Raw genomic sequence first — 24,996 nt, 5'->3', positions numbered from 1 at the left:
GGGAGAATAGGAGCATGGATCTCCAGGTACTGCGCTCCTTCCAGGCCGTGGCCGAGGGCGCGACCGTCACCGAGGCCGCGGCCGCCGCGCACATCACCCAGCCCGCCCTCTCCCGGGCCCTGAACCGGCTGGAGAGCGAGATCGGCGCCGAACTGTTCCAGCGGGTCGGACGGGTCCTGCAACTCACCCCGGCCGGGCGGGTGTTCAAGGAGTACGTCGACACCGTGCTGGACAGTTACGACCGGGGGCGGCGAGCTGTGGCCGAGGTCGTCGACCCCGACACGGGCGTGGTCTCGCTGGCCTTTCTGCACACCCTGGGCACCTGGCTGGTACCGAAACTGGTCACCGGTTTCCGGCAGCGCTTCGCCGCCGTCCGGTTCGAACTGCACCAGGCGGACGAGAACGGTCTCACCCAGCACCTCCTGGACTCCACAGCGGACCTGATCATCACCGGCAAGGACCCCGGCCATCCGCTGATCACCTGGCGGCGGCTCCTGGTCGAGCCCCTCTGGCTGGCCGTCCCCGCCCGGCACCGGCTCGCGCAGCGTCGGCGGGTGCGGCTGGCCGAGGTGGCCGACGAGCAGTTCATCGTGCTCAAGCCCGGCTACGGCCTGCGCAGCGTCACCGAGACCCTGTGCCGCCAGGCCGGTTTCAGCCCCCTCGTCGGCTTCGAGGGCGAGGAGGTGGAGACCCTGCGCGGGCTGGTCGCGTCCGGTCTCGGCGTCTCCCTGATCCCGGCCGCACCCGAAGCCACCGCGGCTCCGGAGGCCAACCCGGACCTTCCCATCCGCTACCTCAGGCTCACCGACGTCCGGGCCACCCGGGACATCGGCGTCGCCTGTCTGGCCTCCCGCACCCTGCCCCCGGCCGCCCGGCGCTTCGTCGACCACGCCCTGAACACGACGGCCGGGGCGGGAGGGGTGCCCCTGCGGCACACCTGAGCAATCAGACCGACGTAACACAACAGGGTTGCACTAATAACGCAACCGTGTTGTGCTGTAGCTATGACTACGCACACCTGGTTCATCACCGGCTCGTCCCGCGGCTTCGGCCGCAACCTCGCGATCGCCGCCCTGGAGGCCGGCGACAACGTGGTCGCCACCGCCCGCAGGCCCGAGCAGCTCGCCGACCTCGCCGAGAAGTACGGCGACCGCGTGCTGCCCGCCGCGCTCGACGTCACCGACCGACAGGCAGCCGTGACCGGCCTCCGGGCCGCCGTCGACCGCTTCGGCCGGGTCGACGTCGTGGTCAACAACGCCGGGTACGCCAACCTCGCCGCCGTGGAGACGACCCCCGAGGACGACTTCCGCCGCCAGTTCGACACCAACTTCTGGGGCGTCTACAACGTCTCCACCGCCGCGCTTCCGATCCTCAGGGCCCAAGGCGGCGGCACCATCGTGCAGTTCTCCTCCATCGGCGGCCGCGTCGGCGGCACCCCCGGCCTCGGCTCCTACCAGGCCGCCAAGTTCGCCGTCGACGGCTTCACCCGTGTCCTCGCCGCCGAGACCGCGCCTTTCGGCATCCGCTGCCTCGTCGTGGAACCCAGTGGCTTCGCCACCGACTGGGCCGGCCCCTCGATGCGGATCCCCGAGGTCACCCCGGAGTACGACCCCACCGTCGGGGAGATGGTCCGCCTGCTCGGCGGCTCCGTCTCCGCCGCAGGCGACCCCGGGCGCGCCGGCGAGATCCTGGTCCGGGTCGTCAAGGCGCCGAATCCGCCGACACACCTGCTCCTCGGCGTCGATGCCGTCCAGATGGCGCAGGCCTACTCACGCGGCCAGCTGGAGGAGGCCGCCACCTGGGAGCCGGTGAGCCGCTCAGCCGACTTCGACCAGGCCTACCCGGCCGAACTCCCCGCCTGACGCCGCTACTTCCTCGCCACGGCCTGGAGGTGGTCGGCGGCCTCGGCGGCGGAGTAGGAGGAGGCGAAGGTGAAGGCGCGCGCGGACGGCCCGTGCGCGCGCAGGTCCGCCAGCCGTTCCAGGGCCTCGTCGACGGTCGGGAGATGACCGGCGGGGACCCACCAGAGCACCAGGTGCGCCTCGACGTGCCGCTCGAACCACTCGCGCCGCCGCCGCATCACCTCCAGGTGCTCACTGCGGTAGGTGAAGCCCCACAGCGCCTCCTGGGTCTCCCACACCGTCAGGTTGACGATGACGTGCTCGCCCGCCGGGCGCAGGGCGGTGGCGTCGGCCGCGCCCTCCGCCACGAGCCGCCACACGAAACCGGGCGCGCCGTCGGCAGCGGCGTTGACCGAGTCGAGCATCTCGACGAACGGCGCGATGCGCGGGTCGTCGAGAGGGTGGCGGAGCGTGGCGACATTGAGCTGGGCGAGGTGAGCGGCATACGAGGATGCGGTCATGACGACATATCAGCACGCCCCCACTTCTATGTCAATCATCGTTGTTTTTAGAGACTCTCCAGCACCACACAGCACTGCCCCGGCCGGGCATCCATGCGGGGCCGGACAGGTCCGCCCGTGCCGAGCAGCCCTTCCAGCAGTGCGAGGTTCATGCCACAGACGAGCGGCGGGAAGCGTTCGGCGACGGCATGGAAGGGACAGTTGCGCATGCGGACGAGGACCGTCTCTTCATCCGCACCCTCGGCGCCCCGGTCAACTCCCGCACCTCCCACCTCCTCCAGGTGTGGCTCATAGCCGCGCGCGGCCAGCATCTCCATGGCCTCTTCGAGGCCGCCGCAGGGTGCCGCCGAGCCGCGCAGGGCCTCGCCGCGGCGGCGGGCGGCCGCGCAGAGTCCGGCGTCAAGACCGGCCTGTTCGGCCGCCTCGGCGAGCAGTTCGGCGGCCGTGCGGTAGTCACGGGCGGGCAGCGACACCGCCCGCTCTCCCCGCGCCCGTGTGTACACCTTGGCGGGACGACCGGCGCCCGGCCCCGAACGGCCCGTCAGGCGACGGCTGCCGGTGTCGAGCAGCCCGGCCTCGGCCAGCCGGTCCAGATGGTGCGCGGCGAGCGTACGCGCCACCCCGGTCGCCTCGGCGGCCTCGTTACGGCCGACCTCCCGGCCCTGCGCCACCACGTACTCGTACAGTCGGCGTCGCACGGGGTCCTGCAGCGCCGCGATCGCGTCGATGTCGTTCACCCGGCCATTCTAGGAACAACACAGGTTGGAGATAGAAGACAGGCCGTCCCGCGCCCTACAACCCCACGATCCTGTTCCACCGCTTCGCGAAGTCCACGCGCTCGCTCGACGTGATGTCACGGGCGATGGCGAGGCGCCTGCGCATCGCCGTGTTCGGGAAGATCAGGGGGTTCTCGGCGAGGGCCGCGGTGTCCTTGTCCTTGGAGGCGGCGAGGACCTGCTGGGCCGCCGGGACGGGGCAGACGTAGTTGACCCAGGCCGCCAGTTCGGCGGCCACCTCCGGTTCGTAGTAGTGGTCGACGAGGCGTTCGGCGTTGGTCTTGTGGGCGGCGCGGTCCGGGATCATCAAGGAGTCCGACCACAGCTCAGCGCCCTCCTCCGGGACGACGAAGCGGATGTCGGGGTTGTCGGCCTGGAGCTGGATGACATCGCCGGAGTACGCCTGGCAGGCCAGGACATCGCCGCTGACCAGGTCCTTGGTGTAGTCGTTGCCGGTGAAGCGGCGGATCTGGCCCCGGGCGACCTGCTTCTCCACCTCGTCGCAGACGTCGTAGAAGTCGTCGGCCGTCCACTTGGTGATGTCCACGCCGTTGCCCTGCATCAGCAGCGCGAACGCCTCGTCGAGGCCGGAGAGGAGGGTGACCCGGCCCTTGAGGTCGCTCGCCCACAGGTCCTTGACGTGCCGGATCTCGCGGCCCAGCGTCCTGCGGTCGTACGCGATGCCGGTGATGCCCGACTGCCACGGCACCGTGTACAGGCGGCCCGGGTCGAAGGCGGGCGAGCGGAGCAGCGGGTCCAGGTACTTCGCCACGTTCGGCTGCCGGGCGCGGTCCATCTTCTGCACCCAGCCCAGCCGGACGAACCGTGCGCACATCCAGTCGCTGATGACGACCAGGTCCCGGCCGGTGGACTGGTGGTTCATCAGCGCCGGGCTGATCTTGCCGAAGAACTCGTCGTTGTCGTTGATCTCCTCGATGTAGTCGACGGAGGTCCCGGTGCGCTTCTCGAAGGCGTCGAGGGTGGGCCGCTTGTTCGGGTTGGCGTCGTCGACGTCGATGTACAGCGGCCAGTTCGCGAAGACCAGCTTGTGGTCCTGGGCGGACAGGTCGGTCACGGATCGGTCGCCGGCCTTGACGTAGGCGGCGGGCACCCCACAGCCGGCCAGGGCGCCGAGCGCGGCGGTGCCGCCGAGCGCGCGCAGCAGGGAACGACGGGACAGCGCGGACGTTCGAGAAGGATTCTGGGGCACCCCGGAAGCATGCCGCCGATGCCGGTGACCGGACAATCGACGCTGCGTCGAGCCCCCCGTCCCGGACCGGACACCTTGTCAATGGCCCCGGTCAACACCGTGTTACGTGGCCGGTCACCGGCGGGGCCTGACAAAAGGGCGCTGCCCGGGGCGACTTCACACCCCGGGCAGCGCGTTCCGGCCGCAGCCGGAATCAGACGTCCAGCGACGTCATCACATGCTTGATCCGCGTGTAGTCGTCGAACCCGTACGCGGACAGGTCCTTGCCGTACCCCGACTTCTTGAACCCGCCGTGCGGCATCTCCGCGACCAGCGGAATGTGCGTGTTGATCCACACACAGCCGAAGTCCAGCTTCTTGGACATCCGCATCGCGCGGCCGTGGTCCTTGGTCCACACCGAGGACGCGAGCGCGTACTCGACGCCGTTGGCCCACTCCACCGCCTGCTCCTCGTCCGTGAAGGACTGGACGGTGATGACCGGTCCGAAGACCTCGTTCTGGATGATCTCGTCGTCCTGCCTGAGCCCGGAGACGACGGTCGGCGCGTAGAAGTAGCCCTTGTCACCGACCCGCTGACCACCGGTCTCGACCTTGGCGTGGGCCGGCAGCCGCTCGATGAACCCGGAGACCTGCTTGAGCTGGTTGGGGTTGTTGAGGGGGCCGAACAGCACGTCCTCGTCGTCCGGCTGGCCGGTCTTCGTCTCGGCCGCCGCCTTCGCGAGCGCGGCGACGAACTCGTCGTGGATGGACTCCTGGACGAGGACGCGGGTGGCGGCCGTACAGTCCTGACCGGCGTTGAAGAAACCGGCCACGGAGATGTCCTCCACGGCCTTCGGGATGTCCGTGTCCTCGAAGACGACGACCGGCGCCTTGCCGCCCAGCTCCAGGTGGACCCGCTTGAGGTCCTTGGACGCGGACTCGGCGACCTGCATGCCGGCCCGCACGGAGCCGGTGATGGAGGCCATCGCCGGAGTCGGGTGCTCGACCATCAGCCTGCCGGTGTCACGGTCGCCGGTGACGACGTTGAAGACGCCCTTGGGGAGGATCCCGCCGATGATCTCGGCCATCAGGACGGTCGACGCCGGGGTGGTGTCCGACGGCTTCAGCACGACCGTGTTGCCCGCGGCCAGCGCCGGGGCGAACTTCCACACGGCCATCATCATCGGGTAGTTCCACGGCGCGACCTGCGCGCAGACGCCGACCGGCTCACGGCGGACGATGGAGGTCAGGCCCTCCATGTACTCACCGGCGGACCGGCCCTCCAGCATCCGCGCCGCGCCCGCGAAGAAGCGGATCTGGTCGACCATCGGCGGGATCTCCTCGGAGCGGGTGAGCCCGATGGGCTTGCCCGTGTTCTCCACCTCGGCCGCGATGAGGTCCTCGGCGCGCTCCTCGAACGCGTCGGCGATCTTCAGGAGGTGCTTCTGGCGCTCGGCGGGCGTGGTGTCCCGCCACGCCGGGAAGGCCGCTGCGGCGGCCGCCATGGCGGCGTCGACGTCCGCGGCCCCGGACAGCGGCGCCGTCGCGTATGCCTCGCCGGTCGCGGGGTTGACCACCTCGGTGGTCCGTCCGTCGGCGGCGTCCCGGAACTCACCGTCGATGTAGTTGCGCAGACGACGCAGCTCGGTGCTCACTGCCGGCCCTCCAAGTTCGGTGTCCAATGACTGAGACACCCACAGTAATCCGAGATCCCACGTTTTCAAGACCCCCACGGCAGCCAAGTCTGCGAAATCCGCAAACATCTGCCTCACAAACAACGAATTTCATCGATACGGGCTTGCGGAACCACTGAGACGTCGTGCACAGTGAGGTCGTGGCCAGTCGAAGCGCAGACCAGAGGGACTCCACCCGCGAGTCCAGGAACGGCAACAGCCCCCAGCTGGACGCCGTCTCCCTCGCCATCATCCAGCAGCTCCAGGAGGACGGCCGCCGGCCGTACGCCGCGATCGGCAAGGCCGTCGGCCTGTCGGAGGCCGCCGTGCGCCAGCGCGTCCAGAAGCTGCTGGACCAGGGCGTGATGCAGATCGTCGCCGTCACGGACCCGCTCACCGTGGGCTTCCGCCGGCAGGCGATGGTCGGCGTCAACGTCGAGGGCGATGTCGAGTCGATCGCGGAAGCGCTGACCGGCATGTCGGAAGTCGAGTACGTGGTGATGACCGCGGGCTCGTTCGACATCCTCGCGGAGATCGTCTGCGAGGACGACGACCACCTGCTGGACGTCATCAACAAACGCATCCGGGCACTGCCCGGCGTGCGCTCCACCGAAAGCTTCGTCTATCTGAAGCTGAAGAAGCAGACCTACATGTGGGGAACCCGATAACCGTGACCCAGAAGGACCTCAGCCGCACCGCGTACGACCACCTGTGGATGCACTTCACCCGCATGTCCTCGTACGAGAACTCCCCCGTCCCGACCATCGTCCGGGGTGAGGGCACCTACATCTACGACGACAAGGGCAAGCGCTACCTCGACGGTCTGGCGGGTCTGTTCGTGGTCCAGGCCGGTCACGGCCGCACGGAACTCGCCGAGACCGCCTTCAAGCAGGCCCAGGAGCTGGCGTTCTTCCCGGTGTGGTCGTACGCCCACCCGAAGGCCGTCGAGCTGGCGGAGCGCCTGGCCGACTACGCCCCCGGCGACCTGAACAAGGTCTTCTTCACCACCGGCGGCGGCGAGGCCGTGGAGACGGCCTGGAAGCTCGCCAAGCAGTACTTCAAGCTCCAGGGCAAGCCGACCAAGTACAAGGTCATCTCCCGCGCGGTCGCCTACCACGGCACCCCGCAGGGCGCCCTGTCCATCACCGGCCTGCCGGCCCTGAAGGCGCCCTTCGAGCCGCTCGTCCCGGGCGCGCACAAGGTGCCGAACACCAACATCTACCGCGCCCCGCTCTTCGGCGACGACCCGGAGGCCTTCGGCCGCTGGGCCGCCGACCAGATCGAGCAGCAGATCCTCTTCGAGGGCCCGGAGACGGTCGCGGCCGTGTTCCTGGAGCCGGTGCAGAACGCCGGTGGCTGCTTCCCGCCGCCGCCCGGCTACTTCCAGCGGGTCCGCGAGATCTGCGACCAGTACGACGTGCTGCTCGTCTCCGACGAGGTCATCTGCGCCTTCGGCCGCCTGGGCACGATGTTCGCCTGTGACAAGTTCGGCTACGTCCCGGACATGATCACCTGCGCCAAGGGCATGACCTCGGGCTACTCCCCGATCGGCGCCTGCATCATCTCCGACAAGCTCGCCGAGCCGTTCTACAAGGGCGACAACACCTTCCTGCACGGCTACACCTTCGGCGGCCACCCGGTCTCCGCCGCGGTGGGCGTGGCCAACCTCGACCTGTTCGAGCGCGAGGGCATCAACCAGCACGTGCTGGACAACGAGGGCGCCTTCCTGCAGACCCTGCAGAAGCTGCACGACCTGCCGATCGTCGGCGACGTCCGCGGCAACGGCTTCTTCTACGGCATCGAGCTGGTGAAGGACAAGGCCACCAAGGAGTCCTTCAACGACGAGGAGACCGAGCGCGTCCTGTACGGCTTCCTCTCCAAGGCGCTGTTCGACAACGGCCTGTACTGCCGTGCCGACGACCGTGGCGACCCGGTCATCCAGCTCGCCCCGCCGCTGATCTCCAACCAGGAGACCTTCGACGAGATCGAGCAGATCCTGCGCGCCACGCTGACGGAGGCGTGGACGAAGCTCTGATCATCCTTGGATGATCCTCCTGCATGATCAACACCGGCCCCGGTGCCGTCCGTTCGAGTGAGAACGGCGGCCCGGGGCCGTGTGCTGTCCGGGCTCGGCCCCCGACCTGCCTAGCGTGCACGTGACCGATCGGCCCAGCCTTCGTTCCCCCGGACGGGGGACGAACGCGGGAAAACGGATCAGAACCGAGGTGTACGCCCATGGAGGCCCCGCCGGACAACGACGTGCTGTGGGCACGCGCCCTGCACTTCCGCCACCAGGACGGCTCGCCCGGTATCGCCGGTGTCTCGCTCGGCGTGCGGGAGGGTGAGATCCTCGCTGTCACCGGGCCGCGCGGCAGTGGCAAGACCACACTGCTGAGGTGTCTGTCCGGTCTGGTCCCGGCGGAGCGCGGCGAGGTCTGGTTCAACAGCACGGCCGTGCACCGGATGGGCCCGCTCACCCGCGAACGGCTCCGCCGCGACCGCTTCTGCTGGATCGACCCGGCCCCGGCGCTGGTCCCCGAGCTGAACGTCTGGGAGAACACCGCCCTGCCCCTGATGCTGCGCGGCACGGGCCGCCGCCGGGCCAAGGTGGCCGCGCTGGAGTGGCTGGAGCGCCTCGACGTCGGCGAAAGGGCCCGCAGCCACCCGAGCGAACTCCAGCAGGCCGAACGCCAGCGTGTCTGTATCGCCCGGGCCCTCGCCCCCTCCCCCACGGTCCTCTTCGCGGACGAGCCGACGGCACCGCTGCACCGCGCCGACCGCGCCCATGTGCTGCGCACCCTCACCACGGCGGCCCGCTCGCACGGCATCACGGTCGTCCTCGCCACGCACGACGCGGAGACGGCGGCCCTCGCCGACCGCAGGGTCTCGCTGCTGGACGGCCGCCGGGTGAACACGGTCCACCTGCCGCCGGTCCCCGAAGCGGAAGGCCGGGCCGAGTGCTCGCTCTCCGTCTGACCCGCGTCGCCCACCCGGCCGTCCACCTGCGCCGCCTTCTGGTGGCCACGGCGGCCGCCGGAACGGGCTTCCTGCTGCTGTCCGCACTCGGCTACGCGATGGCCCACCCGACCCACTCGACGGCCGCGCTGCTGCGCCTGTCGTGGTGCGCGATCCCGCTCGCCGCCACGGTGTACCTCGCGATCGCGGTGGCCCGCACCGACCCCGGCACCAAGCCACGCCCGGGCCTGTCCGCCCTGGGCCTGGGCCCGGCCCGCCTGATGGCCATCGCCGCCCTGAACACGGCCCTGGCCTGCACTCTGGGCTCGCTCCTTGCCCTCCTGGTCTTCCTCCACCTGCGCGGCGACCTCACGGGCATGCCCTTCGACGGCGCGGCGAAGGACTTCCTGGCGGCGAACAGGTCCCTGCCCGTCCCGGCGGCGCTGACCCTCCTGGCCGTGCTCCCGGTGCTCGCGTCCACGGCGGTGGCGGTGACCCTCCGCCCGAGGGACCTGCCCAGCCCGACGGGCCGGGCGCGTGTGTACGGCCGTTTCGGGGCCTACGACACGAAGACGAACCGGGAGACCTTCGGAACGTACGGCCGCTTCGGCGCCCGCCTCTTCAGCCGCACTGCCGAGGCAGCCACGTCGGCCAGGCCGTCTGGGGAGGACACCCCGCAAGCGCCGGAGAGCGAAGCCCCCCTCCCCGCCCCGGCGGACGCTCCCGAGCTGATCAGGGTCACCAAATCCCCCACCGGCCTCCCCTGGGGCATCGCCGTCCTCGCCGCGGGCCTCGCCGTGGAGTCCTACGCCGACATCACCGAAGCGACCCCCCGGACCACTCTCCCCGGCGGCCTGGCCGTAGGCCCCGTCGGGCTCCTCGCCGGCTGGTCTCTCACCGCCCTCGGCCTGGTCCTCGCCGCCCCCGGTCTCACCCACCTCTGCGGCCGCCTCCTCCAGACCGCCCGCCCCGGCGCCCTCCGCCTCCTGGCCGGCCGCATCCTGATGGCGGAGGCCGCCCGTATCGGCCGTCCCCTCGGCGTGGTCTGCGCGGTGGCGTCGGCGGCCTTCGCGTCCGTCACGCTCTACGACGACGGCGGCACCCTCGCCTTCGGCCCGCTCACCACCCTCGGCGGCGTCGTGGTCGCCGGCTGCACGCTGGCCACGCTCCTGACCGCGGCCGTGGAGGCCCGCCAGGCCCGCGCCGACACCACCGAGGCCCTGCTGCGCCTGGGCGCTCCGGCCACGATGCTGCGCAGCGCCGCGGCCCTGCGCACCGCCGCCGTGCTGGCCTTCTTCGTCCCCCTCACCCTGCTGGTGGCCGACCTCGCCGCCCTGCCGCTGGCCCGCTGAGACGCCGTACTGAAAGTCGCGGCACAAGGATGCGAACCCACCGATGACTTTCGCACCACCCCCCGGTCTATCCCCCCGAACGGCACCACACCCGAGGGAGAGACCCCCATGTACCAGCAGATGATCTTCGTGAACCTGGCCACCAACGACGTCGCCGCCTCGCGCAAGTTCTTCACGGAACTCGGCTACTCGATCAACCCGCAGTTCAGCACCGACGACTGCTCCTGTGTCGTGATCAGCGACACGATCATCGCGATGCTCCTCAGCAAGCAGCGCTACGCCGACTTCACGAAGAAGGAGATCGCCGACTCGACGAAGACCAGCGAGGTGCTGATCTGTCTGAGCGCGGAGAGCCGCGAGAAGGTCGACGAACTGGTGGAGAAGGCGGTCGCGGCCGGCGGCACCGCCAACCCGGACGCCCAGGACCAGGGCTTCATGTACGGCCGTTCCTTCGACGACCTCGACGGCCACTCCTGGGAGGTCGTGTGGATGGACCCGGCGGCGGTCCAGGGCTGATCGTCCCGGACCCCTCGGGGCGAACAGCTGTGCCAGCATGGGCGGGTGCATCCGACACCCGCCCAGCCGCAGCCCGGCCGGCCCAACCGTGCCGCCCGCGACCGTGAGGTCGAGTCCCTCGCCGAGTTCGACGAGGTGGTCGCCGAGCACGGCACGCTCGCCCAGTACCGCGTGCAGGCCGTCGACCTGACGGACCGTACGGACGTCCTGCTCACAACCGACACCACCGGCGCCGTCTTCCTCGGCTGCCCGATGTCGGCCGAGGCCGCCGACCGGGTCCGCGCCTCGGGCGCCCTGGTGTTCCCGCCCGTACCCAACCTCCCCTTCGACCCCTACCGCGCCTTCGTCTACCCGCCCGACGAACTGTTCGACTCGCTCGACGCGGGTTACGAGGCGACTCCGGACGCCCGTTCGTACGCCTGGTTCCAGCAGACCAGGGCGGACGGCGACATATTCGCCTCGATGCTGCGCTCCATCCACGACGACGCGGTCTCCGACGCGCTCGACGAACTCCTCGTCGACGCCCGGGTGGTGGGCGTCATGGGTGGGCACGCGATGGCGCGCGGTACGGAGGAGTACGCCGGTGCCGCCCGGCTCGGCCGGGAACTCGCGCGGGCCGGCTTCACGGTGGCGACCGGCGGCGGCCCGGGCGCGATGGAAGCGGCGAACCTGGGCGCGTACGCGGCGCCCTTCGACGACGGGATGCTGGAGGAGGCCCTGCACCTCCTCGCCAAGGTGCCGTCGTTCCGGCCGTCGGTCACCGACTGGGCGCGTGCCGCCTTCGAGGTCCGCGAGCGCTGGCCGGACGGCGGGCCCTCCGTCGGCATCCCCACCTGGTTCTACGGCCACGAGCCGCCGAACGCCTTCGCCGCGCACATCGCCAAGTACTTCGCCAACGCCACCCGCGAGGACGGCCTGCTGGCCCGGTCCAACGCGGGTGTGGTGTTCCTGCCGGGCGCCGCCGGGACCGTACAGGAGATCTTCGACAACGCGACACCCAACTACTACGAGTCACGGGGTGAACCGACCCCGATGGTGCTCGTGAACGAGGCGCACTGGACCGAGAAGCTGCCGGCCTGGCAGCTACTGACCTCGCTTGCCGGTGAGCGCTCGATGGCGTCCCGTATCGCCCTGGTTGACCGGATCGAGCAAGCTTCACAAGCGCTGAAACTTCTCAGCACTTAATAAGCAGGCAAAGTCAACGCTGGTGGACGGCATATGCATTGACACTACTTACGGAGCGCTTATAGACCTGTGAGCCTCCCGGGGTTGCTGATGCCTCACGTTGCGTCAACTCCCCCGCAAACCCCCCGCAGTTATGCACTCAGTAAGGACAAACGTGTCCATATCCCGCCGCAGTGCACGTCGTTCCGTGCGCATCCTGGGTGTTGCCGCTGCGTCGGCCGCGCTGGCGCTTGGCGTCTCCGGCACCGCTCTCGCGTGCAACATCTCCGACTTCTCCGCCGAAGCCACCTGCGACGGCGCCAACGGTGTCATCAACGTCAAGGACATCGACGCCTCCGGCACTTCGGCCACCATCACCGTCTTCCTTGAGAACAACGGCGCCGACGCTAAGCAGGTCGGCGAGGCCCAGACCGTCAAGGGCTCCAAGGAGGGCACCACGGTCTCCTTCGCCGAGGACTGGCAGCCGAACGCGGAGTACCGGGTCCACGTGGTGGTCGACACCAAGAACATCAAGATCGACACGGACATCACGCCCAACCTGACGACCTCGTCGACGGCGTGCAAGTCCGCGGAGAGCTCCAGCCCCTCCCCGTCGGACTCGGCCACCCCGTCGCCGTCGGCGTCCGAGACCACCCCGGCCGAGTCGGACTCCCCGACCCCGTCGGCCACGGAGAGCAGCAGCACCGCCCCGGCGTCCACGTCGGACAACGCCCCGTCCCCGGCCGTCGGTGAGTCGAACCTCGCCGAGACCGGTGCCAACTCCAACACCGGTCTGATCGCCGGCGTCGCGGCCGCGCTGGTCGTGGCCGGCGGCGGCGCCGTCTGGTTCGGCATGCGCCGTCGTGGGGCGAACAGCGGAAGCTGACGCACCCGCCTTCGTACACCGTCGAGGCCCGTCCCCGTATCCCCGGGGGCGGGCCTCGGCCGTACCGGCAGGGAGGTCAGTCCAGTACGACGGTCTCCGCGGCGTCGAACTCGACGCCCACCGTGTCCCCGGCGTCCGGCGCCTCCCGCAGCGCGCAGGCCGCCTCCAGGCGCGGGCCGTCCTGGGGCTGGAGGTGGACGGTGACATGGGTGCCCTGGAAGGTGCGGGCGGTCACCGTGCAGGGCAGCCCCGCGTCGGCTGCCACGAGCCGTACTCCCGCGGGCCGCACCAGCAGCGTGCGCGCCCCCTGAGGCGCGTTCTCGGGCACCGGCAGCTTTCCCCACGGCGTCACCGCGGCCGAGCCCTCGACGGTCGCCGCGACCACGTTGCCGAAGCCGAGGAAACGCGCCACGAACTCGTCGGCCGGCCGCTGCCAGACACCGAGGGGCGTGCCGGACTGGGCGATCCGGCCGTCCCGCATCACCACCACCCGGTCGGCCAGCGCGAAGGCCTCGCCCTGGTCGTGGGTCACCGCGAGCACGGTCGTTCCCAACCGCCCGAACAGCTCCCGCAGTTCGACCACCAGCCGCTCCCGCAGCGAGCGGTCGAGCTGTCCCAGCGGTTCGTCGAGCATCAGCAGCCGGGGCCTGGGCGCCAGCGCCCGCGCGAGCGCCACCCGCTGCTGCTCACCGCCGGAGAGGCCGGCCACCGCCCGCCGAGCCGCCCCCGGCAGCCCGACCAGATCCAGCAACTCGCCGACACGCTCGGCCTGTTGTCCCTTGCCGGCGCCGCGCATCCGGAGCCCGAAGGCCACGTTCCCGCCCACGTCCCGCTGCGGGAACAGCTGATGGTCCTGGAACATCAGCCCGACCCCCCGCTGATGGGCCGGCACTCGCGCCTGGTCCTGCCCGTCGAGCAACACCCGCCCCGAGTCCGGCGGTTGCAGCCCTGCCACCACCCGCAGCAGCGTCGACTTGCCGCTCCCGCTGGGCCCGAGCACACACACCACCTCGTGCTCGGCGACCTGGAGGTCCACGGCGTCGAGTACGGACCGCCCGCCGAACCGCACGGTGGCCTGCTCGAGTTCGAGAAGCGGCATCAGAACTCCCCCGTCCGGTCGGTCCGCAGCCGTTCCAGGACCAGCAGAGCCACCGCGCACACCACCATCAGAATCGTCGAAAGGGCCATCGCCTGGCCGTAGTTGAGATCACCGGGGCGGCTGAGCAGCCGGGCCACCGCGACAGGCAGGGTCGGGTTGTCGGGCCGCGCGATGAACACGGTCGCCCCGAACTCCCCCAGCGACACCGCGAAGGCGAACCCCGCCGCGACCAGCAACGCCCGCCGTACCATCGGCAGATCGACCTCCCGCCACACCCGCCACGGCGAGGCCCCGAGCACGACCGCCGCCTCCCGCAGCCGTTCGTCCACGGCACGCAGCACGGGCAGCATGGTCCGCACGACGAACGGCACCCCGACCAGCGCCTGCGCGAGCGGCACCAGGATCCAGGACTGCCGCAGATCCAGCGGCGGCTTGTCGAGCGCGATCAGGAACCCGAAGCCGACGGTCACCGCGGACACCCCGAGCGGCAGCATCAGCAGCGCGTCGAAGCCCCGTACCAGCCGCCCCGCGTCCCGCCGGGCCAGCGCGGCGGCGGCGAGCCCGCCGATCACCACGGCGATGGCGGTGGCGGCGACGGCGTACTGCACCGAATTGAGCACCGACTGGATGGGCGCGACCAGGAAGGTGCCCCCGTCGGCGTCGCCCAGCGCCCGGTAGTAGCCGAATCCCCCGTCGAGCGACCGCCGCACCAGCACGGCCAGCGGGAGCACGAGGAGCACGGCGACGGTGGCGAGGACACCGGCGAGGAGCGCCCACTGCCCGGCCCCGCGCGGCCGGCGTGCCGTCACCGACGGGTCCACAAGGCGCAGCGCGCTCTCCCGCCGCCGTACCGTCCACGCGTGCACCGCGAGGATCGCGCCGACCGCGACGAACTGCACGATCGTGAGGACGGCGGCCGTGGAGAGGTCGAAGATCTCCGAGGTCTGCCGGTAGATCTCCACTTCGAGGGTGGAGAAGGTCGGCCCGCCGAGGATCTGCACCACACCGAAGGAGGTGAAGGTGAACAGGAAGACCATCAGTGCGGCGGCGGCCACGGCGGGCACCAGCGCGGGCAGGGTCACCTTCCGCCAGGCGCCCAGCGGCGAGACGCCCAGCATCCGCGCCGTCTCCTCCTGCCGCGGGCCCAGTTGGGACCACAGGCCGCCCACGGTCCGTACGACGACCGCGTAGTTGAAGAAGACATGCGCGAGCAGGATGGCCCAGACGGTGGTGTCCAGTCGTACGCCCCACAGCTCGTCCAGCAGCCCGCCGCGCCCGACGAGGGCGAGGAACGCGGTCCCCACCACAACCGTCGGCAGCACGAAGGGGACCGTCACCACAGCCCGCAGCACCTGCTTGCCCGGGAAGTCCAGGCGGGCGAAGACATAGGCGGCGGGCAGCGCGGCGAGAAGGGTGAGCGCGGTGGAGGCGAGCGCCTGCCAGGTGGTGAACCACAGGACGTGCCGGATGTCGGACTGGCCGACGACGTCGGCGATCCGCCCGAACTGCCACACCCCGTCGACCTTCAGCCCGCGCGTGACGATCGCCGCGACCGGCCAGGCGAAGAAGACGGCGAAGAACGCGACGGGCCCGAGCATCAGCCCGAGCCGCGTCGCGCTCGCGCGCCGGCCCGAGGCCGTCACTTCAGTACGAGTGACGTCCACGACTTGACCCACTGGTCACGGTTGGCGGCGATCTTGTCGGGCGCCATGGTCTCGGGGTCCTTGGCGGCGGGACCGTACTCGGTGAACTCGGCGGGCACGCTCGCTCCCTTGACCACCGGATACACGAACATGTTCAACGGCATATCCTCCTGGAACTCCTTGGACACCAGGAAGTCGATGAGTGCCTTGCCGCCCTTGGTGTTCCCGGCGTTGCTCAGCAGCCCGGCGAACTCGATCTGCCGGAAGCAGGTGCCGGTCGCGACGCCGGTGGGCGCGGTGCTGGGCTTCGGGTCGGCGTAGATGACCTCGGCGGGCGGGGAGGAGGCGTACGACACGACGAGCGGCCGGTCGCCTCCCGCCTTCTTACCACCGGCCGAGCCGGAGAACTCCTCGTTGTAGGCCTGCTCCCAGCCGTCGACGACCTTGACGCCGTTGTCCTTGAGCTTCTTCCAGTAACCCTGCCAGCCGCTGTCGCCGTACTGCGCGGCAGAGCCGAGGAGGAAGCCGAGCCCCGGGGAGGAGGTGGACGCGTTCTCGGTGACGAGGAGGTTCTTGTACTGCGGCTTGACGAGGTCGGCGTACGACGTGGGCGGGGCCAGCTTGTGCTTGCTGAAGTACGCCTTGTCGTAGTTGACGCAGATGTCGCCGTAGTCGATGGGCGTGACCCGGTGCTTGCCCGCGTCGAGCTGGTAGTCCTTGCCGACCTGGTCGAGGCCCTTGGCCTGATACGGCTGGAAGAGACCGTTGTCGAGGGCGCGGGAGAGCAGCGTGTTGTCGACGCCGAAGAAGACGTCGCCCTGCGGGTTGTCCTTGGTCAGGATCGCCTTGTTGACGGCCTGGCCGGCGTCGCCGTCCTTGAGGACGTTCACCTTGTAGCCGGACTGCTTCTCGAAGTCCTGGAGCGCGCTCTTGGAGACGGCCCATGAGTCGTGGCTGACCAGGGTGACGGTCTTGGAGTCCGCCGTACCGCCCGAGGACGACCCGCACGCGGAGAGCGTGACGAGACCGAGCCCGACGGCCGCGGCCAAGAAGGTCTTGGTGTGCACTGGTGTTTTCCTCCTGGGGTTGGCCAGGAAGAGACGCGGCCCCACCCGGTGGAACAATCCGGGCAGGGCGCAACAGCTTGAGTGATGACCGAACTTCCTACCCAGAATGACCTGGGCGAGGTTCAGAGGGTCTGCGGCCCGGTTGCCGCACTCTCAGCGCTGTGGCGCTCCCCTGTCGGAATATGAAGATGTGAGTGCATGGAGACGTGGTTGTACGGCCCTCAGATTACCGCTCGGTGGCCGCGAGCTGACCACAGGCTCCGTCGATCTCCTGCCCACGGGTGTCCCGGACGGTGACGGGCACACCGTGCGCGGCGATCGCCTCGACGAACGCCTTCTCGTCCTCGGGCCGTGAGGCCGTCCACTTGGACCCCGGCGTCGGGTTCAGCGGGATGAGGTTGACGTGCACCGGCTTGCCCCTGAGCAGGCGTCCGAGCCGGTCGCCCCGCCAGGCCTGGTCGTTGATGTCCCGGATGAGGGCGTACTCGATGGACAGCCGGCGCCCGCTCTTCTCGACGTACTCGAACCCGGCGTCCAGCACCTCGCGCACCTTCCACCGCGTGTTCACGGGGACGAGGGTGTCACGCAGCTCGTCGTCGGGGGCGTGCAGGGAGATCGCCAGCCGGCACTTGAACCCTTCGTCGGCGAACCGGTGAATGGCCGGCACAAGCCCGACCGTCGACACGGTGATCCCGCGCTGCGAGAGTCCGAGCCCGTCCGGGGCGGGGTCGGTGAGGGCACGGATGGCGGTGACGACCCGCTTGTAGTTGGCGAGCGGCTCGCCCATGCCCATGAAGACGATGTTGGAGAGCCGGGCAGGCCCGCCGGGGACCTCCCCGTCCCTGAGCGCCCGCATCCCGTCCACGATCTGGTGGACGATCTCGGCGCTGGACAGGTTCCGGTCCAGCCCGGCCTGCCCGGTCGCGCAGAACGGGCAGTTCATCCCGCACCCAGCCTGCGAGCTGATGCACATGGTCACCCGGTCCGGGTAACGCATCAGCACGGACTCGACGAGCGTGCCGTCGAACAGCCGCCACAGCGTCTTGCGGGTGGTGCCCTCGTCCGTCGACAGATGCCGTACGACGGTCATCAGCTCGGGGAACAGCGCGTCGCGCAGCCGGTCCCGGGAACCGGCCGGAATGTCCGTCCACTGCTCCGGGTCGTGCGCGTACCGCGCGAAGTAGTGCTGCGAGAGCTGCTTCGCACGGAAGGGCTTCTCACCGATCTCGGCCACCGCGTCCTTGCGCTCGGCGGGCGTGAGATCGGCGAGATGCCGCGGCGGCTTCTTGGCTCCGCGCGGGGCGACGAAAGTGAGTTCTCCGGGTACAGGCATGGTTCGTCCAGTGTCGCAGATCGCCAGGAGCGGCCCAGGCCGCAGCGGTGCGGGAACGGTCACTCATGGTGCCCCTCTGTCACCGTGGACATCCCGCGCCGCGCCCAGCAAAGGGACAGGGCCGCGCGATGAGCGGGACCGATGGTCCCCGCGGCAGCCCGGCGTCCGCCTTCCGACGCGCGGGGCGATGGCATTCGCGAGACGCTGAGAGGGAGAAGCGCGCCCGGAAGGGGCGCGCGTTTCCAGCTGGGACACGCACCTAGCCAAGAAGGCGGGCCGTGATGAACGACTCGGATACGGGCGCCGTGGGACGGAGCCAGGGCGAGACGGCCGGACTCTCGACGATCAGGCTGAGCGTCAACGATCAGGTGCGGCAGCTCGAGGTCGACCCGCGGACCTCCCTGCTCGACGCGCTGCGCGAACATCTGCGCCTGAGCGGCACCAAGAAGGGGTGCGACCACGGGCAGTGCGGCGCCTGCACCGTGCTGATCAACGGCCGGCGCGTCAACTCCTGCTTGACGCTCGCCGTGATGCACGAGGACGACAGGATCGTCACGATCGAAGGCCTGGGCGACATCGATGCCCTGCACCCCATGCAACGCGCCTTCGTCGAGAACGACGGCTTCCAGTGCGGCTACTGCACACCGGGCCAGATCTGTTCGGCCGTCGGCATGCTCGCCGAGGTGGAGGCGGGCTGGCCCAGCCACGTCACGGCTGATGTGTCCGCGCCGCAGGTCGCGCTGACCGACGAGGAGATCCGCGAGCGGATGAGCGGCAACATCTGCCGGTGCGCCGCCTATCCGAACATCCTCGCGGCCATCCGCGGCACCGCGGAAGGGGGCCCGGAATGAGGCCGTTCACCTACGAGCGAGCGCCGGACGCACAAGCCGCCGTAGCCGCGGTGTCCAGGGACGGCGCGAAGTTCATCAGCGGCGGCACCAATCTGCTCGACCTGATGAAGCTCGACATCGAGAAGCCCGGCCATCTGGTGGACATCAGCCGGCTTCCGCTGCGGGACATCGAAGAACTCCCGGACGGCGGTCTCCGTATCGGCGCCCAGGCGGCGAACTCCGAGGTGGCCGCCGACGCCCGCGTACGCACCCGCTACCCCGTGCTGTCGGAGGCGCTGGTGTCGGGCGCATCGGGCCAGTTGCGCAACAAGGCGTCCACCGGCGGAAACCTGCTGCAGCGCACTCGCTGCCCGTACTTCTACGACACCGCCGCGGGCTGCAACAAGCGCGATCCCGGGTCCGGATGCTCGGCGATCGGCGGGTTCAACCGGATACACGCGATCCTCGGCGCCAGCGACTCCTGCATCGCCACCCACCCCTCGGACATGGCCGTCGCGCTGACCGCGCTCGGAGCGGAGATCGAGCTGCTCAGCGCCGATCAGTCGGTACGCAGCGTCGCCATCACGGACTTCTATCGGCTGCCGGGCGATACCCCGCAGATCGAGACCGTGCTGGGAACCGGCGAGATGATCACGGGCGTCGTCCTGCCCCCGCCTCCGCCGGGCCGGCAGAAGTACCGCAAGGTGCGCGACCGGGCGTCGTACGAGTTCGCGCTGGTCTCCGTGGCGGCGGTCGTCTCGACCGATCAGGGGACGATCGGTGAGGCGCGGGTGGCGTTCGGCGGTGTCGCGCACAAGCCGTGGCGGTCCGTCGAGGCGGAGTCCGCGTTGACCGGCCGTCCGGCCACGATGGCCACCTACCAGGCCGCCGCCGAGGCGGCGATGGGCGACGCGGTCGGGCAGGGACACAACGACTTCAAGATCGAGCTGGCCAAGCGCACGCTGTGCCGCACGCTGGCGCAAGTGGCCGGGGCGAGCTGAGGAGGCGGCATGATCGGGCAAGCCCTGAACCGCGTCGACGGCCCGTCGAAGGTCACCGGCCGGGCCACCTACGCCTACGAGCAATGGGAGGCCGGCCGGCCGCTCTACGGTTTCATCGTCGGTGCGACGATCGGCAAGGGCCGTATCACCCGGATCGACACGGAGAGCGCCGAACGCGCGCCAGGCGTGCACATGGTGATGACCCATCTCAACGCCCCGGCTCAGGGCACTCGCGACGAATCCATTCCGTTCGAGTACTGGCGCGCACAGCCGGTACTGACCGGCCCCGACATTCACCATTACGGCGAGCCGGTGGCACTCGTCGTCGCCACGACCCTCGAGCAGGCCCGCGCGGCTGCCGATCTCGTCGAAGTCGAGTACATCACCGGGCGGGGACGGTTCAACTTCGCCGAGCAGGAAGACGAGGTGTACATCCCGAAGGTGGTCAATGCCGGTCTCCCCACCGACACCTCGGTGGGCGATTTCGATGCCGGGTTCGACAGCGCGGACGTCAGGATCGACCAGTACTACACGACGCCGTACGAGTTCTCGATGCCGATGGAACCGCACGCCTGTCTGGTGCAACCGCGTGACGAGGACCTGGTCGTCTACGTCAGCTGCCAGATCGTCGATGCGGCGCAGGTCTCGGTCGCCAGCACGCTGGGGATCGACCCGGCACGGGTTCACATCGTCACCCCCTTCGTCGGCGGGGGATTCGGGTCCAAGCTGGGCATCCATTCCGAGACGATCCTGGCAGCGCTCGCCGCTCGCACGTTGCGCCGACCGGTCAAGGTCGCGATGACCCGGCAGCAGATCTTCCAGCTCGTCGGCATGCGCCCCACCTCCAGCCAGCGAGTTCGGCTGGGCGCGGGGCGGGACGGCCGGCTGGCCGCGATCGCCCATGACGTCACCATGCACACGAACCCCGACGTGGAGTACGCCGAGCAGACCGCCGCCACGACCCGCAGCCTCTACGCCGCGCCCCACCGGCTGACCAGCCACCGGCTGGCGCCGCTCGACCTGCCGCGCGGGACGGACGTCCGCGCACCCGGCGAGGCGCCCGGCATGCTGGCGGTCGAGTCGGCGATGGACGAGCTGGCCCATGCGCTCGACATGGACCCGGTCGAGCTGCGGATCCGCAACGAGCCCACCGCCGACCCCGAGCGGGACGTGCCGTACAGCGACCGGCATCTGGTCGACTGTCTGCGCGAAGGTGCGCGCCGGTTCGGCTGGGAGCACCGCCACGCCGCCCCGGCGAGCATGCGCGACGGGCGATGGCTGGTCGGCTACGGCATGTCGGCCGCCATCCGCGGGCACTTCCAAGGGCCGACCGCGGTGCGCGTGCGGTGGGAGGCGGACGGCACCGCCGTCGTCCAGACGGACATGACCGACCTCGGCACCGGTACCTACACCGTCCTGACCCAGGTCGCGGCCGACGGCCTCGGGCTCTCGGCCGATCGGGTGCGGATCGAGCTCGGGCGGTCCGATTTTCCCTCGAGCTGGGGGTCCGGGGGCTCGTGGGGCGCCACCAACTCGTGCACCGCGGTGCATCGGGCGTGTCTGGCCCTGCGTGAGAAGGTGCTGGTCGCGGCGGGCGGCGACACGCGCTCTCCGCTGCACGGACTCGACCCGGCGGACGCCGTGTTCTCCGGTGGCAACGTGAGTATCGGCGGCGCGTCCGAGGCAGTCAGCGAGATCGTCGCACGCAACCGTCCCGAAGGTGTGGAGGCGGAGGGCGTGACCCGCTTCATGGGCGATGATCCGAACTACACGGACTACTCGATCAACACCTACGGGGCCCACTTCGCCGAGGTGGGGGTCGACGCGGACACCGCCGAGATCCGTCTGAGGCGGATGCTCGGCGTGTTCTCGGTGGGCCGTGTGTTCAACCCGAAGACGACCCGTTCGCAGCTGATCGGCGGCATGATCTGGGGAGTCGGCGCGGCCCTCGAGGAAGAGGCCGTCGTCGACCCGCGATCCGGCGCCTTCGTCAACCGCGATTTCGCGCAGTACCTGGTGCCGGTCCACGCCGACGTCCCCGACGTCGACGCCGTCGTCCTTGACGGGTTCGACGACAAGGCCAATCCCCTTGGCGCGAAGGGCGTCGGTGAGGTGGGAATCTGCGGGGCCGGCGCGGCGGTCGCGAACGCGGTGTTCAACGCCACCGGCGTGCGCGTGCGCGACTTCCCCATCACCATCGAGAAGGTGCTGCCCGGTCTACGACCGGTGGAGGCCTGAGTCCACTCCCGGGGCGCTATGTGGTCCTGAGCGGTTCCGGCCGCCCCGGTCACCAGGTCACGGGCAGGGTGCGCGGTCCGCGGATCAGGCCCTGGCGCTGGAACTCGACCTCCTCGGCGGGTACCGCCAGCCGGATGCCGGGGAAACGGGCGAGGACCGAGCCGATCATGATCTCGGCCTCCATACGGGCCATGATGGCGGCCATGCAGTGGTGGGGACCGTGCCCGAAGGCCAGGTGGGGGCCGTTGGTGCGGTCGAAGTCCAGGTCGTCGGGGTCGGGGAAGACGGCGGGGTCGCGGTTGGCGGCGACATACGCGTTGTAGATGACCTCACCGGCCCGGATCAGCTGACCGCCGACCTCGACGTCCTCGACGGCGACCCGCGGGATGCCGACGCCGTTGCGGTGCGGGACGTAGCGGAAGAGTTCGTCCACGGCCTTGGGGAGCAGCTCCGGCTCGCGGCGCAGCCGGTCCAGCTGGCGGGGGTGGGTGAGCAGCGCGTACATCATCGAGCCGCTGTTGTTGCGGACCGCGTGGCCGCCGCTGACCTGGATGGAGGTGGCCAGGGAGATCGCCTCGTCGTCGGTGATCTCGTCGGCCGCGGCGGCCAGCGCCAGCACTCCGGCGAGGTCTTCGCGGGGCTCCTCGCGGCGGTGCTGGAGCAGCTCGGCGAGCCGGGCCCGGGTGGCCCGGGCGGCCTCCTTGGCGCGCTCCTCGGAGTCGGCGCCGGCGGACAGCAGGGCCTCGCCGGTCGCCGCCCAGCGGTGCCAGTCCTTCTCGTCGACGCCGAGGAAGTCACGGATCACGGCGATCGGGAAGGGGCCGTGCAGATGCTCCATGAGATCGGCCGGCGGCCCGGCGGCTTCCATCACGTCGAGCAGTTCGGCCGCCCTGCGCTCGGCCATCGGCCGCAGCCGCTGCATGGCCCGCCCGGTGAAGGCGCGGGCGACGACCCTGCGCAGCCGGTTGTGCCGGGGCGGGTCGATGTACTGCAGGCCCGCCGTCTGCGAGGCCACCGGCTCCGGGCGCATGCTGGTGACGTCGCGGCCGACGACCAGTTCCCGGGAGAAGCGGGGGTCGGAGGTGACGAAGCGGACGTCCTCGTACCGGGTGATCAGCCAGGCGTGTCCCTCCCCGTGCGCGAGTTTGATCCGGGTCACCGGTTCGTCGCGCAGCACCTCGTCGAGAAAGGGGTCGGGGTCGAGGGCGGGCAGATCGTCGACGGGCCAGAACCGCACCGGAGGAGGCGGGGTCGGGGACGGGGTGGAGGCCGGGGCGGGGTCAAGGGGCATAGGCACACTCCCTGCGCGTCGGAGGACACAGCGTCCTCACAGGGAGTGTGCCTCCCGCCGGACTGACCACGCTATTTCTGCTGCGGCATCCGGGGCCGACAAGCCGATGAGCCCCCGGCCCTGCGAAGGGCGGGGGCTCGGCTACGACAGCGGTACGTCAGCCGCTGCCGACGAAGTGCACCATCAGCAACCACACCACTGGAGCCGTCCGCAACGGCGCGAGTCCAAGCGGTCCATGCCGTACCCACTCGCCGCCACCGCGGCGCGGCGCCGTGGCCCGCCGTCACCCACTCCCGACAAACAACACCATCAACAGCCACACCACCGGAGCTGTCGGCAGCAAGGAGTCCAAGCGGTCCATGATGCCGCCGTGGCCGGGGAGCAAGGTGCCCATGTCCTTGATGCCCAGGTCCCGCTTGATCATGGACTCGCCGAGGTCACCGAGTGTGGCGCTGGCCGCGACCGCGAGGCCCAGCAGCAGGCCCTGCCACCAGGTGCCGTTGTCGATCAGGAACTGCATGCACAGCGCGCCCGCGGCCATGGCGAACAGCACCGCGCCGACCAGACCTTCACGGGTCTTGCCGGGGCTGATACGCGGGGCAAGCTTGTGGGAGCCGAAACGCCAGCCGACCGCGTAGGCGCCGGTGTCGCTGACCACCGTGAGGAGGAGGAAGGTGATCACACGTCGAGGACCGTCGTCGGCGGTGAGCATCATCGAGACGAAGGTCGCCAGGAACGGGACGTAGAACGCCGCGAAGAGACCCGCCGTGACGTCCCTGAGATAGCCCTCCGGCGGTTCTGTCATCCGCCAGACCAGCACCGCGAGCCCGGTGAGCGCCAGGGCGACCCAGGCGCCCTCGGCACCGCGGGCGTAGCCGGCGACCACCATCGCCGCGCCGCCGAGCGCCAGCGGAACCAGGGGCGCCTTGATGCCCTTGCGTTCCTGGAGCCGGCTGGTCAACTCCCAAAGGCCCACCACGACCGCGACCGCGACCACCCCGACGAAGACGGCCTTGACGACGAACAGGGACGCCACGATCACGACGCCCAGTCCGACGCCGACCCCTATGGCCGCACCCAGATCCCGGCCCGCGTTCTTCTTCTGCGGCGCGGGCGCCGGCTGCGGGGCGTCGGGCATGGGCTCCGGATTCTGCTTCTGTGGCGCCGCCTCGGGCAGCGGCCGTGCCGACGGGGTGTCGTTACGGAACGTCTCGTCTCGGAACAAGGGGCCGCTCAGCCGAGCGGCCCCCCGGTCGTCGTCCTGGTCCCCGCCGTACGCAGGATCGTCGTCGGGCACGATGGGCATGGGGCGAGTCTGCTGCGCGTCATGCGCATCGTACGCAGGACCCGCCGGGGTGGCTCCCCGGACACGACCCTGGCCATAGCCATGGGCATAGCCGTGGTCGTACCCGTGACCGGGAGCCTGGTCGTACCCCTGGCCGTGGCCGGAACCGTGGTCGTACCCCTGGCCGTGGCCAGGACTCTGGTACCCCTGGCCCTGGGCGGGACCCTGGTCGTACCCCTGGCCGGTGCCCTGATCGGTCGGCCCCCAGTACCCGGCCGGTGATCCGGCCTGCCCGGCCTGCGGACCGGCGTGTGGCGGCGCTCCCCAGGATGAGTCG

The 24,996-nt window shown here is 70.3% G+C and carries 23 protein-coding genes; 13 read left to right on the top strand and 10 right to left on the bottom strand.

Features of this window, described 5'->3' with window-relative positions; translation table 11 throughout:
* The first annotated feature begins 14 nt into the window (after nt 1-14).
* Nucleotides 15-941 (top strand): LysR family transcriptional regulator, encoded by a 927-nt coding sequence (locus tag ACZ7OO_RS22290; RefSeq protein ID WP_471506823.1) that lies wholly within the window; start codon nt 15-17, stop codon nt 939-941.
* A gap of 63 nt (nt 942-1,004) precedes the next feature.
* On the top strand, nt 1,005-1,862 hold the full coding sequence (locus tag ACZ7OO_RS22285) for an SDR family NAD(P)-dependent oxidoreductase (RefSeq protein ID WP_471506821.1): 858 nt from the start codon (nt 1,005-1,007) through the stop codon (nt 1,860-1,862).
* Between the two features lie 5 nt (nt 1,863-1,867).
* Here ACZ7OO_RS22285 and ACZ7OO_RS22280 read toward each other — a convergent pair whose 3' ends face one another.
* The 4 genes from ACZ7OO_RS22280 to ACZ7OO_RS22265 all read right to left on the bottom strand — a co-directional run bounded on the left by ACZ7OO_RS22280 (nt 1,868) and on the right by ACZ7OO_RS22265 (nt 5,981).
* Nucleotides 1,868-2,362 carry a DUF3291 domain-containing protein gene (locus ACZ7OO_RS22280; protein ID WP_471506819.1) on the bottom strand — a complete coding sequence of 165 codons (495 nt, stop codon included), beginning with the start codon at nt 2,360-2,362 and terminating at the stop codon, nt 1,868-1,870.
* 47 nt (nt 2,363-2,409) lie between these two features.
* Nucleotides 2,410-3,099 carry a helix-turn-helix transcriptional regulator gene (locus ACZ7OO_RS22275; protein ID WP_471506817.1) on the bottom strand — a complete coding sequence of 230 codons (690 nt, stop codon included), beginning with the start codon at nt 3,097-3,099 and terminating at the stop codon, nt 2,410-2,412.
* 55 nt (nt 3,100-3,154) lie between these two features.
* Nucleotides 3,155-4,348 carry an extracellular solute-binding protein gene (locus tag ACZ7OO_RS22270; RefSeq protein WP_471506815.1) on the bottom strand — a complete coding sequence of 398 codons (1,194 nt, stop codon included), beginning with the start codon at nt 4,346-4,348 and terminating at the stop codon, nt 3,155-3,157.
* A gap of 193 nt (nt 4,349-4,541) precedes the next feature.
* Nucleotides 4,542-5,981, bottom strand: coding sequence for a gamma-aminobutyraldehyde dehydrogenase (locus ACZ7OO_RS22265; protein WP_352219429.1), 1,440 nt, complete (start codon nt 5,979-5,981; stop codon nt 4,542-4,544).
* A 164-nt stretch (nt 5,982-6,145) separates the two neighbouring features.
* Here ACZ7OO_RS22265 and ACZ7OO_RS22260 point away from each other — a divergent pair, with 164 nt between their 5' ends.
* The 7 genes from ACZ7OO_RS22260 to ACZ7OO_RS22230 all read left to right on the top strand — a co-directional run bounded on the left by ACZ7OO_RS22260 (nt 6,146) and on the right by ACZ7OO_RS22230 (nt 12,872).
* Nucleotides 6,146-6,667: an Lrp/AsnC family transcriptional regulator gene (locus ACZ7OO_RS22260; RefSeq protein WP_352219428.1), complete on the top strand. Its 522-nt coding sequence runs from the start codon at nt 6,146-6,148 to the stop codon at nt 6,665-6,667.
* Complete coding sequence (locus tag ACZ7OO_RS22255) at nt 6,652-8,034, top strand: aspartate aminotransferase family protein (protein ID WP_471506812.1); 1,383 nt, start codon at nt 6,652-6,654, stop codon at nt 8,032-8,034. The genes ACZ7OO_RS22260 and ACZ7OO_RS22255 overlap by 16 nt, the downstream gene beginning before the upstream one ends.
* Before the next feature lie 200 nt (nt 8,035-8,234).
* The gene (locus ACZ7OO_RS22250) at nt 8,235-8,975 is read left to right on the top strand and encodes an ABC transporter ATP-binding protein (protein WP_471506810.1); all 741 of its coding nucleotides are present in this window, start codon (nt 8,235-8,237) and stop codon (nt 8,973-8,975) included.
* A complete protein-coding gene (locus ACZ7OO_RS22245) occupies nt 8,957-10,306 on the top strand; it encodes a hypothetical protein (RefSeq protein WP_471506808.1) in 1,350 nt (449 codons plus the stop codon). The genes ACZ7OO_RS22250 and ACZ7OO_RS22245 overlap by 19 nt, the downstream gene beginning before the upstream one ends.
* Before the next feature lie 108 nt (nt 10,307-10,414).
* Nucleotides 10,415-10,822, top strand: a complete 408-nt coding sequence (locus ACZ7OO_RS22240; protein WP_471506806.1) for a VOC family protein — start codon at nt 10,415-10,417, stop codon at nt 10,820-10,822.
* Nucleotides 10,823-10,867: 45 nt separating this feature from the next.
* Entirely contained in the window at nt 10,868-12,007 is a 1,140-nt protein-coding gene (locus tag ACZ7OO_RS22235; protein ID WP_471506804.1) for an LOG family protein, read from the top strand.
* Nucleotides 12,008-12,161: 154 nt separating this feature from the next.
* Nucleotides 12,162-12,872 (top strand): LAETG motif-containing sortase-dependent surface protein, encoded by a 711-nt coding sequence (locus tag ACZ7OO_RS22230; RefSeq protein WP_471506802.1) that lies wholly within the window; start codon nt 12,162-12,164, stop codon nt 12,870-12,872.
* Between the two features lie 76 nt (nt 12,873-12,948).
* On the opposite strand, the gene ACZ7OO_RS22225 is transcribed toward ACZ7OO_RS22230, so the two are convergent.
* The 4 genes from ACZ7OO_RS22225 to rlmN form a co-directional block, all read right to left on the bottom strand.
* Nucleotides 12,949-13,971: an ABC transporter ATP-binding protein gene (locus ACZ7OO_RS22225; RefSeq protein ID WP_471506800.1), complete on the bottom strand. Its 1,023-nt coding sequence runs from the start codon at nt 13,969-13,971 to the stop codon at nt 12,949-12,951.
* A complete protein-coding gene (locus tag ACZ7OO_RS22220; protein ID WP_471506798.1) occupies nt 13,971-15,569 on the bottom strand; it encodes an ABC transporter permease in 1,599 nt (532 codons plus the stop codon). Before ACZ7OO_RS22220 ends, ACZ7OO_RS22225 begins: the two co-directional genes overlap by 1 nt.
* A 41-nt stretch (nt 15,570-15,610) precedes the next feature.
* Nucleotides 15,611-16,681 carry a thiamine ABC transporter substrate-binding protein gene (locus ACZ7OO_RS22215; protein WP_471506796.1) on the bottom strand — a complete coding sequence of 357 codons (1,071 nt, stop codon included), beginning with the start codon at nt 16,679-16,681 and terminating at the stop codon, nt 15,611-15,613.
* A 226-nt stretch (nt 16,682-16,907) separates the two neighbouring features.
* Complete coding sequence (rlmN, locus tag ACZ7OO_RS22210; protein ID WP_471506794.1) at nt 16,908-18,014, bottom strand: dual-specificity RNA methyltransferase RlmN; 1,107 nt, start codon at nt 18,012-18,014, stop codon at nt 16,908-16,910.
* Nucleotides 18,015-18,295: 281 nt separating this feature from the next.
* On the opposite strand from rlmN, the gene ACZ7OO_RS22205 reads away from it, so the two are divergent.
* From ACZ7OO_RS22205 to ACZ7OO_RS22195, 3 genes are read left to right on the top strand one after another with little or no spacing between them, the layout of a single operon-like run.
* Nucleotides 18,296-18,865, top strand: coding sequence for a 2Fe-2S iron-sulfur cluster-binding protein (locus ACZ7OO_RS22205; protein WP_471506792.1), 570 nt, complete (start codon nt 18,296-18,298; stop codon nt 18,863-18,865).
* Nucleotides 18,862-19,845, top strand: a complete 984-nt coding sequence (locus ACZ7OO_RS22200; protein ID WP_471506790.1) for an FAD binding domain-containing protein — start codon at nt 18,862-18,864, stop codon at nt 19,843-19,845. The genes ACZ7OO_RS22205 and ACZ7OO_RS22200 overlap by 4 nt, the downstream gene beginning before the upstream one ends.
* A gap of 9 nt (nt 19,846-19,854) precedes the next feature.
* On the top strand, nt 19,855-22,083 hold the full coding sequence (locus ACZ7OO_RS22195; protein ID WP_471506788.1) for a molybdopterin cofactor-binding domain-containing protein: 2,229 nt from the start codon (nt 19,855-19,857) through the stop codon (nt 22,081-22,083).
* 49 nt (nt 22,084-22,132) lie between these two features.
* Here the strand turns inward: ACZ7OO_RS22195 and ACZ7OO_RS22190 are convergent, their stop codons facing one another.
* Both ACZ7OO_RS22190 and ACZ7OO_RS22185 read right to left on the bottom strand, forming a co-directional pair.
* A complete protein-coding gene (locus ACZ7OO_RS22190; RefSeq protein ID WP_471506787.1) occupies nt 22,133-23,374 on the bottom strand; it encodes a cytochrome P450 in 1,242 nt (413 codons plus the stop codon).
* Between the two features lie 283 nt (nt 23,375-23,657).
* Nucleotides 23,658-24,680 (bottom strand): phosphatidate cytidylyltransferase, encoded by a 1,023-nt coding sequence (locus tag ACZ7OO_RS22185; protein WP_471506954.1) that lies wholly within the window; start codon nt 24,678-24,680, stop codon nt 23,658-23,660.
* A gap of 21 nt (nt 24,681-24,701) precedes the next feature.
* On the opposite strand from ACZ7OO_RS22185, the gene ACZ7OO_RS22180 reads away from it, so the two are divergent.
* On the top strand, nt 24,702-24,941 hold the full coding sequence (locus ACZ7OO_RS22180) for a hypothetical protein (protein ID WP_471506965.1): 240 nt from the start codon (nt 24,702-24,704) through the stop codon (nt 24,939-24,941).
* Nucleotides 24,942-24,996: the final 55 nt, after the last annotated feature.

The organism is Streptomyces sp. NPDC111744 (genome assembly GCF_055634995.1).
This window is presented reverse-complemented; position numbering and strand designations above follow the sequence as displayed.

Coding starts and splice junctions, on each gene's coding strand:
- ACZ7OO_RS22180 (WP_471506965.1), top strand. CDS start 24,702: ATGCGCATCGTACGCAGGACCCGCCGGGGTGGCTCCCCGGACACGACC.
- rlmN (WP_471506794.1), bottom strand. CDS start 18,014: ATGCCTGTACCCGGAGAACTCACTTTCGTCGCCCCGCGCGGAGCCAAG.
- ACZ7OO_RS22290 (WP_471506823.1), top strand. CDS start 15: ATGGATCTCCAGGTACTGCGCTCCTTCCAGGCCGTGGCCGAGGGCGCG.
- ACZ7OO_RS22195 (WP_471506788.1), top strand. CDS start 19,855: ATGATCGGGCAAGCCCTGAACCGCGTCGACGGCCCGTCGAAGGTCACC.
- ACZ7OO_RS22190 (WP_471506787.1), bottom strand. CDS start 23,374: ATGCCCCTTGACCCCGCCCCGGCCTCCACCCCGTCCCCGACCCCGCCT.
- ACZ7OO_RS22220 (WP_471506798.1), bottom strand. CDS start 15,569: ATGCTCGGGCCCGTCGCGTTCTTCGCCGTCTTCTTCGCCTGGCCGGTC.
- ACZ7OO_RS22205 (WP_471506792.1), top strand. CDS start 18,296: ATGAACGACTCGGATACGGGCGCCGTGGGACGGAGCCAGGGCGAGACG.
- ACZ7OO_RS22185 (WP_471506954.1), bottom strand. CDS start 24,680: ATGCCCATCGTGCCCGACGACGATCCTGCGTACGGCGGGGACCAGGAC.
- ACZ7OO_RS22200 (WP_471506790.1), top strand. CDS start 18,862: ATGAGGCCGTTCACCTACGAGCGAGCGCCGGACGCACAAGCCGCCGTA.
- ACZ7OO_RS22225 (WP_471506800.1), bottom strand. CDS start 13,971: ATGCCGCTTCTCGAACTCGAGCAGGCCACCGTGCGGTTCGGCGGGCGG.
- ACZ7OO_RS22250 (WP_471506810.1), top strand. CDS start 8,235: ATGGAGGCCCCGCCGGACAACGACGTGCTGTGGGCACGCGCCCTGCAC.
- ACZ7OO_RS22240 (WP_471506806.1), top strand. CDS start 10,415: ATGTACCAGCAGATGATCTTCGTGAACCTGGCCACCAACGACGTCGCC.
- ACZ7OO_RS22285 (WP_471506821.1), top strand. CDS start 1,005: ATGACTACGCACACCTGGTTCATCACCGGCTCGTCCCGCGGCTTCGGC.
- ACZ7OO_RS22280 (WP_471506819.1), bottom strand. CDS start 2,362: ATGACCGCATCCTCGTATGCCGCTCACCTCGCCCAGCTCAATGTCGCC.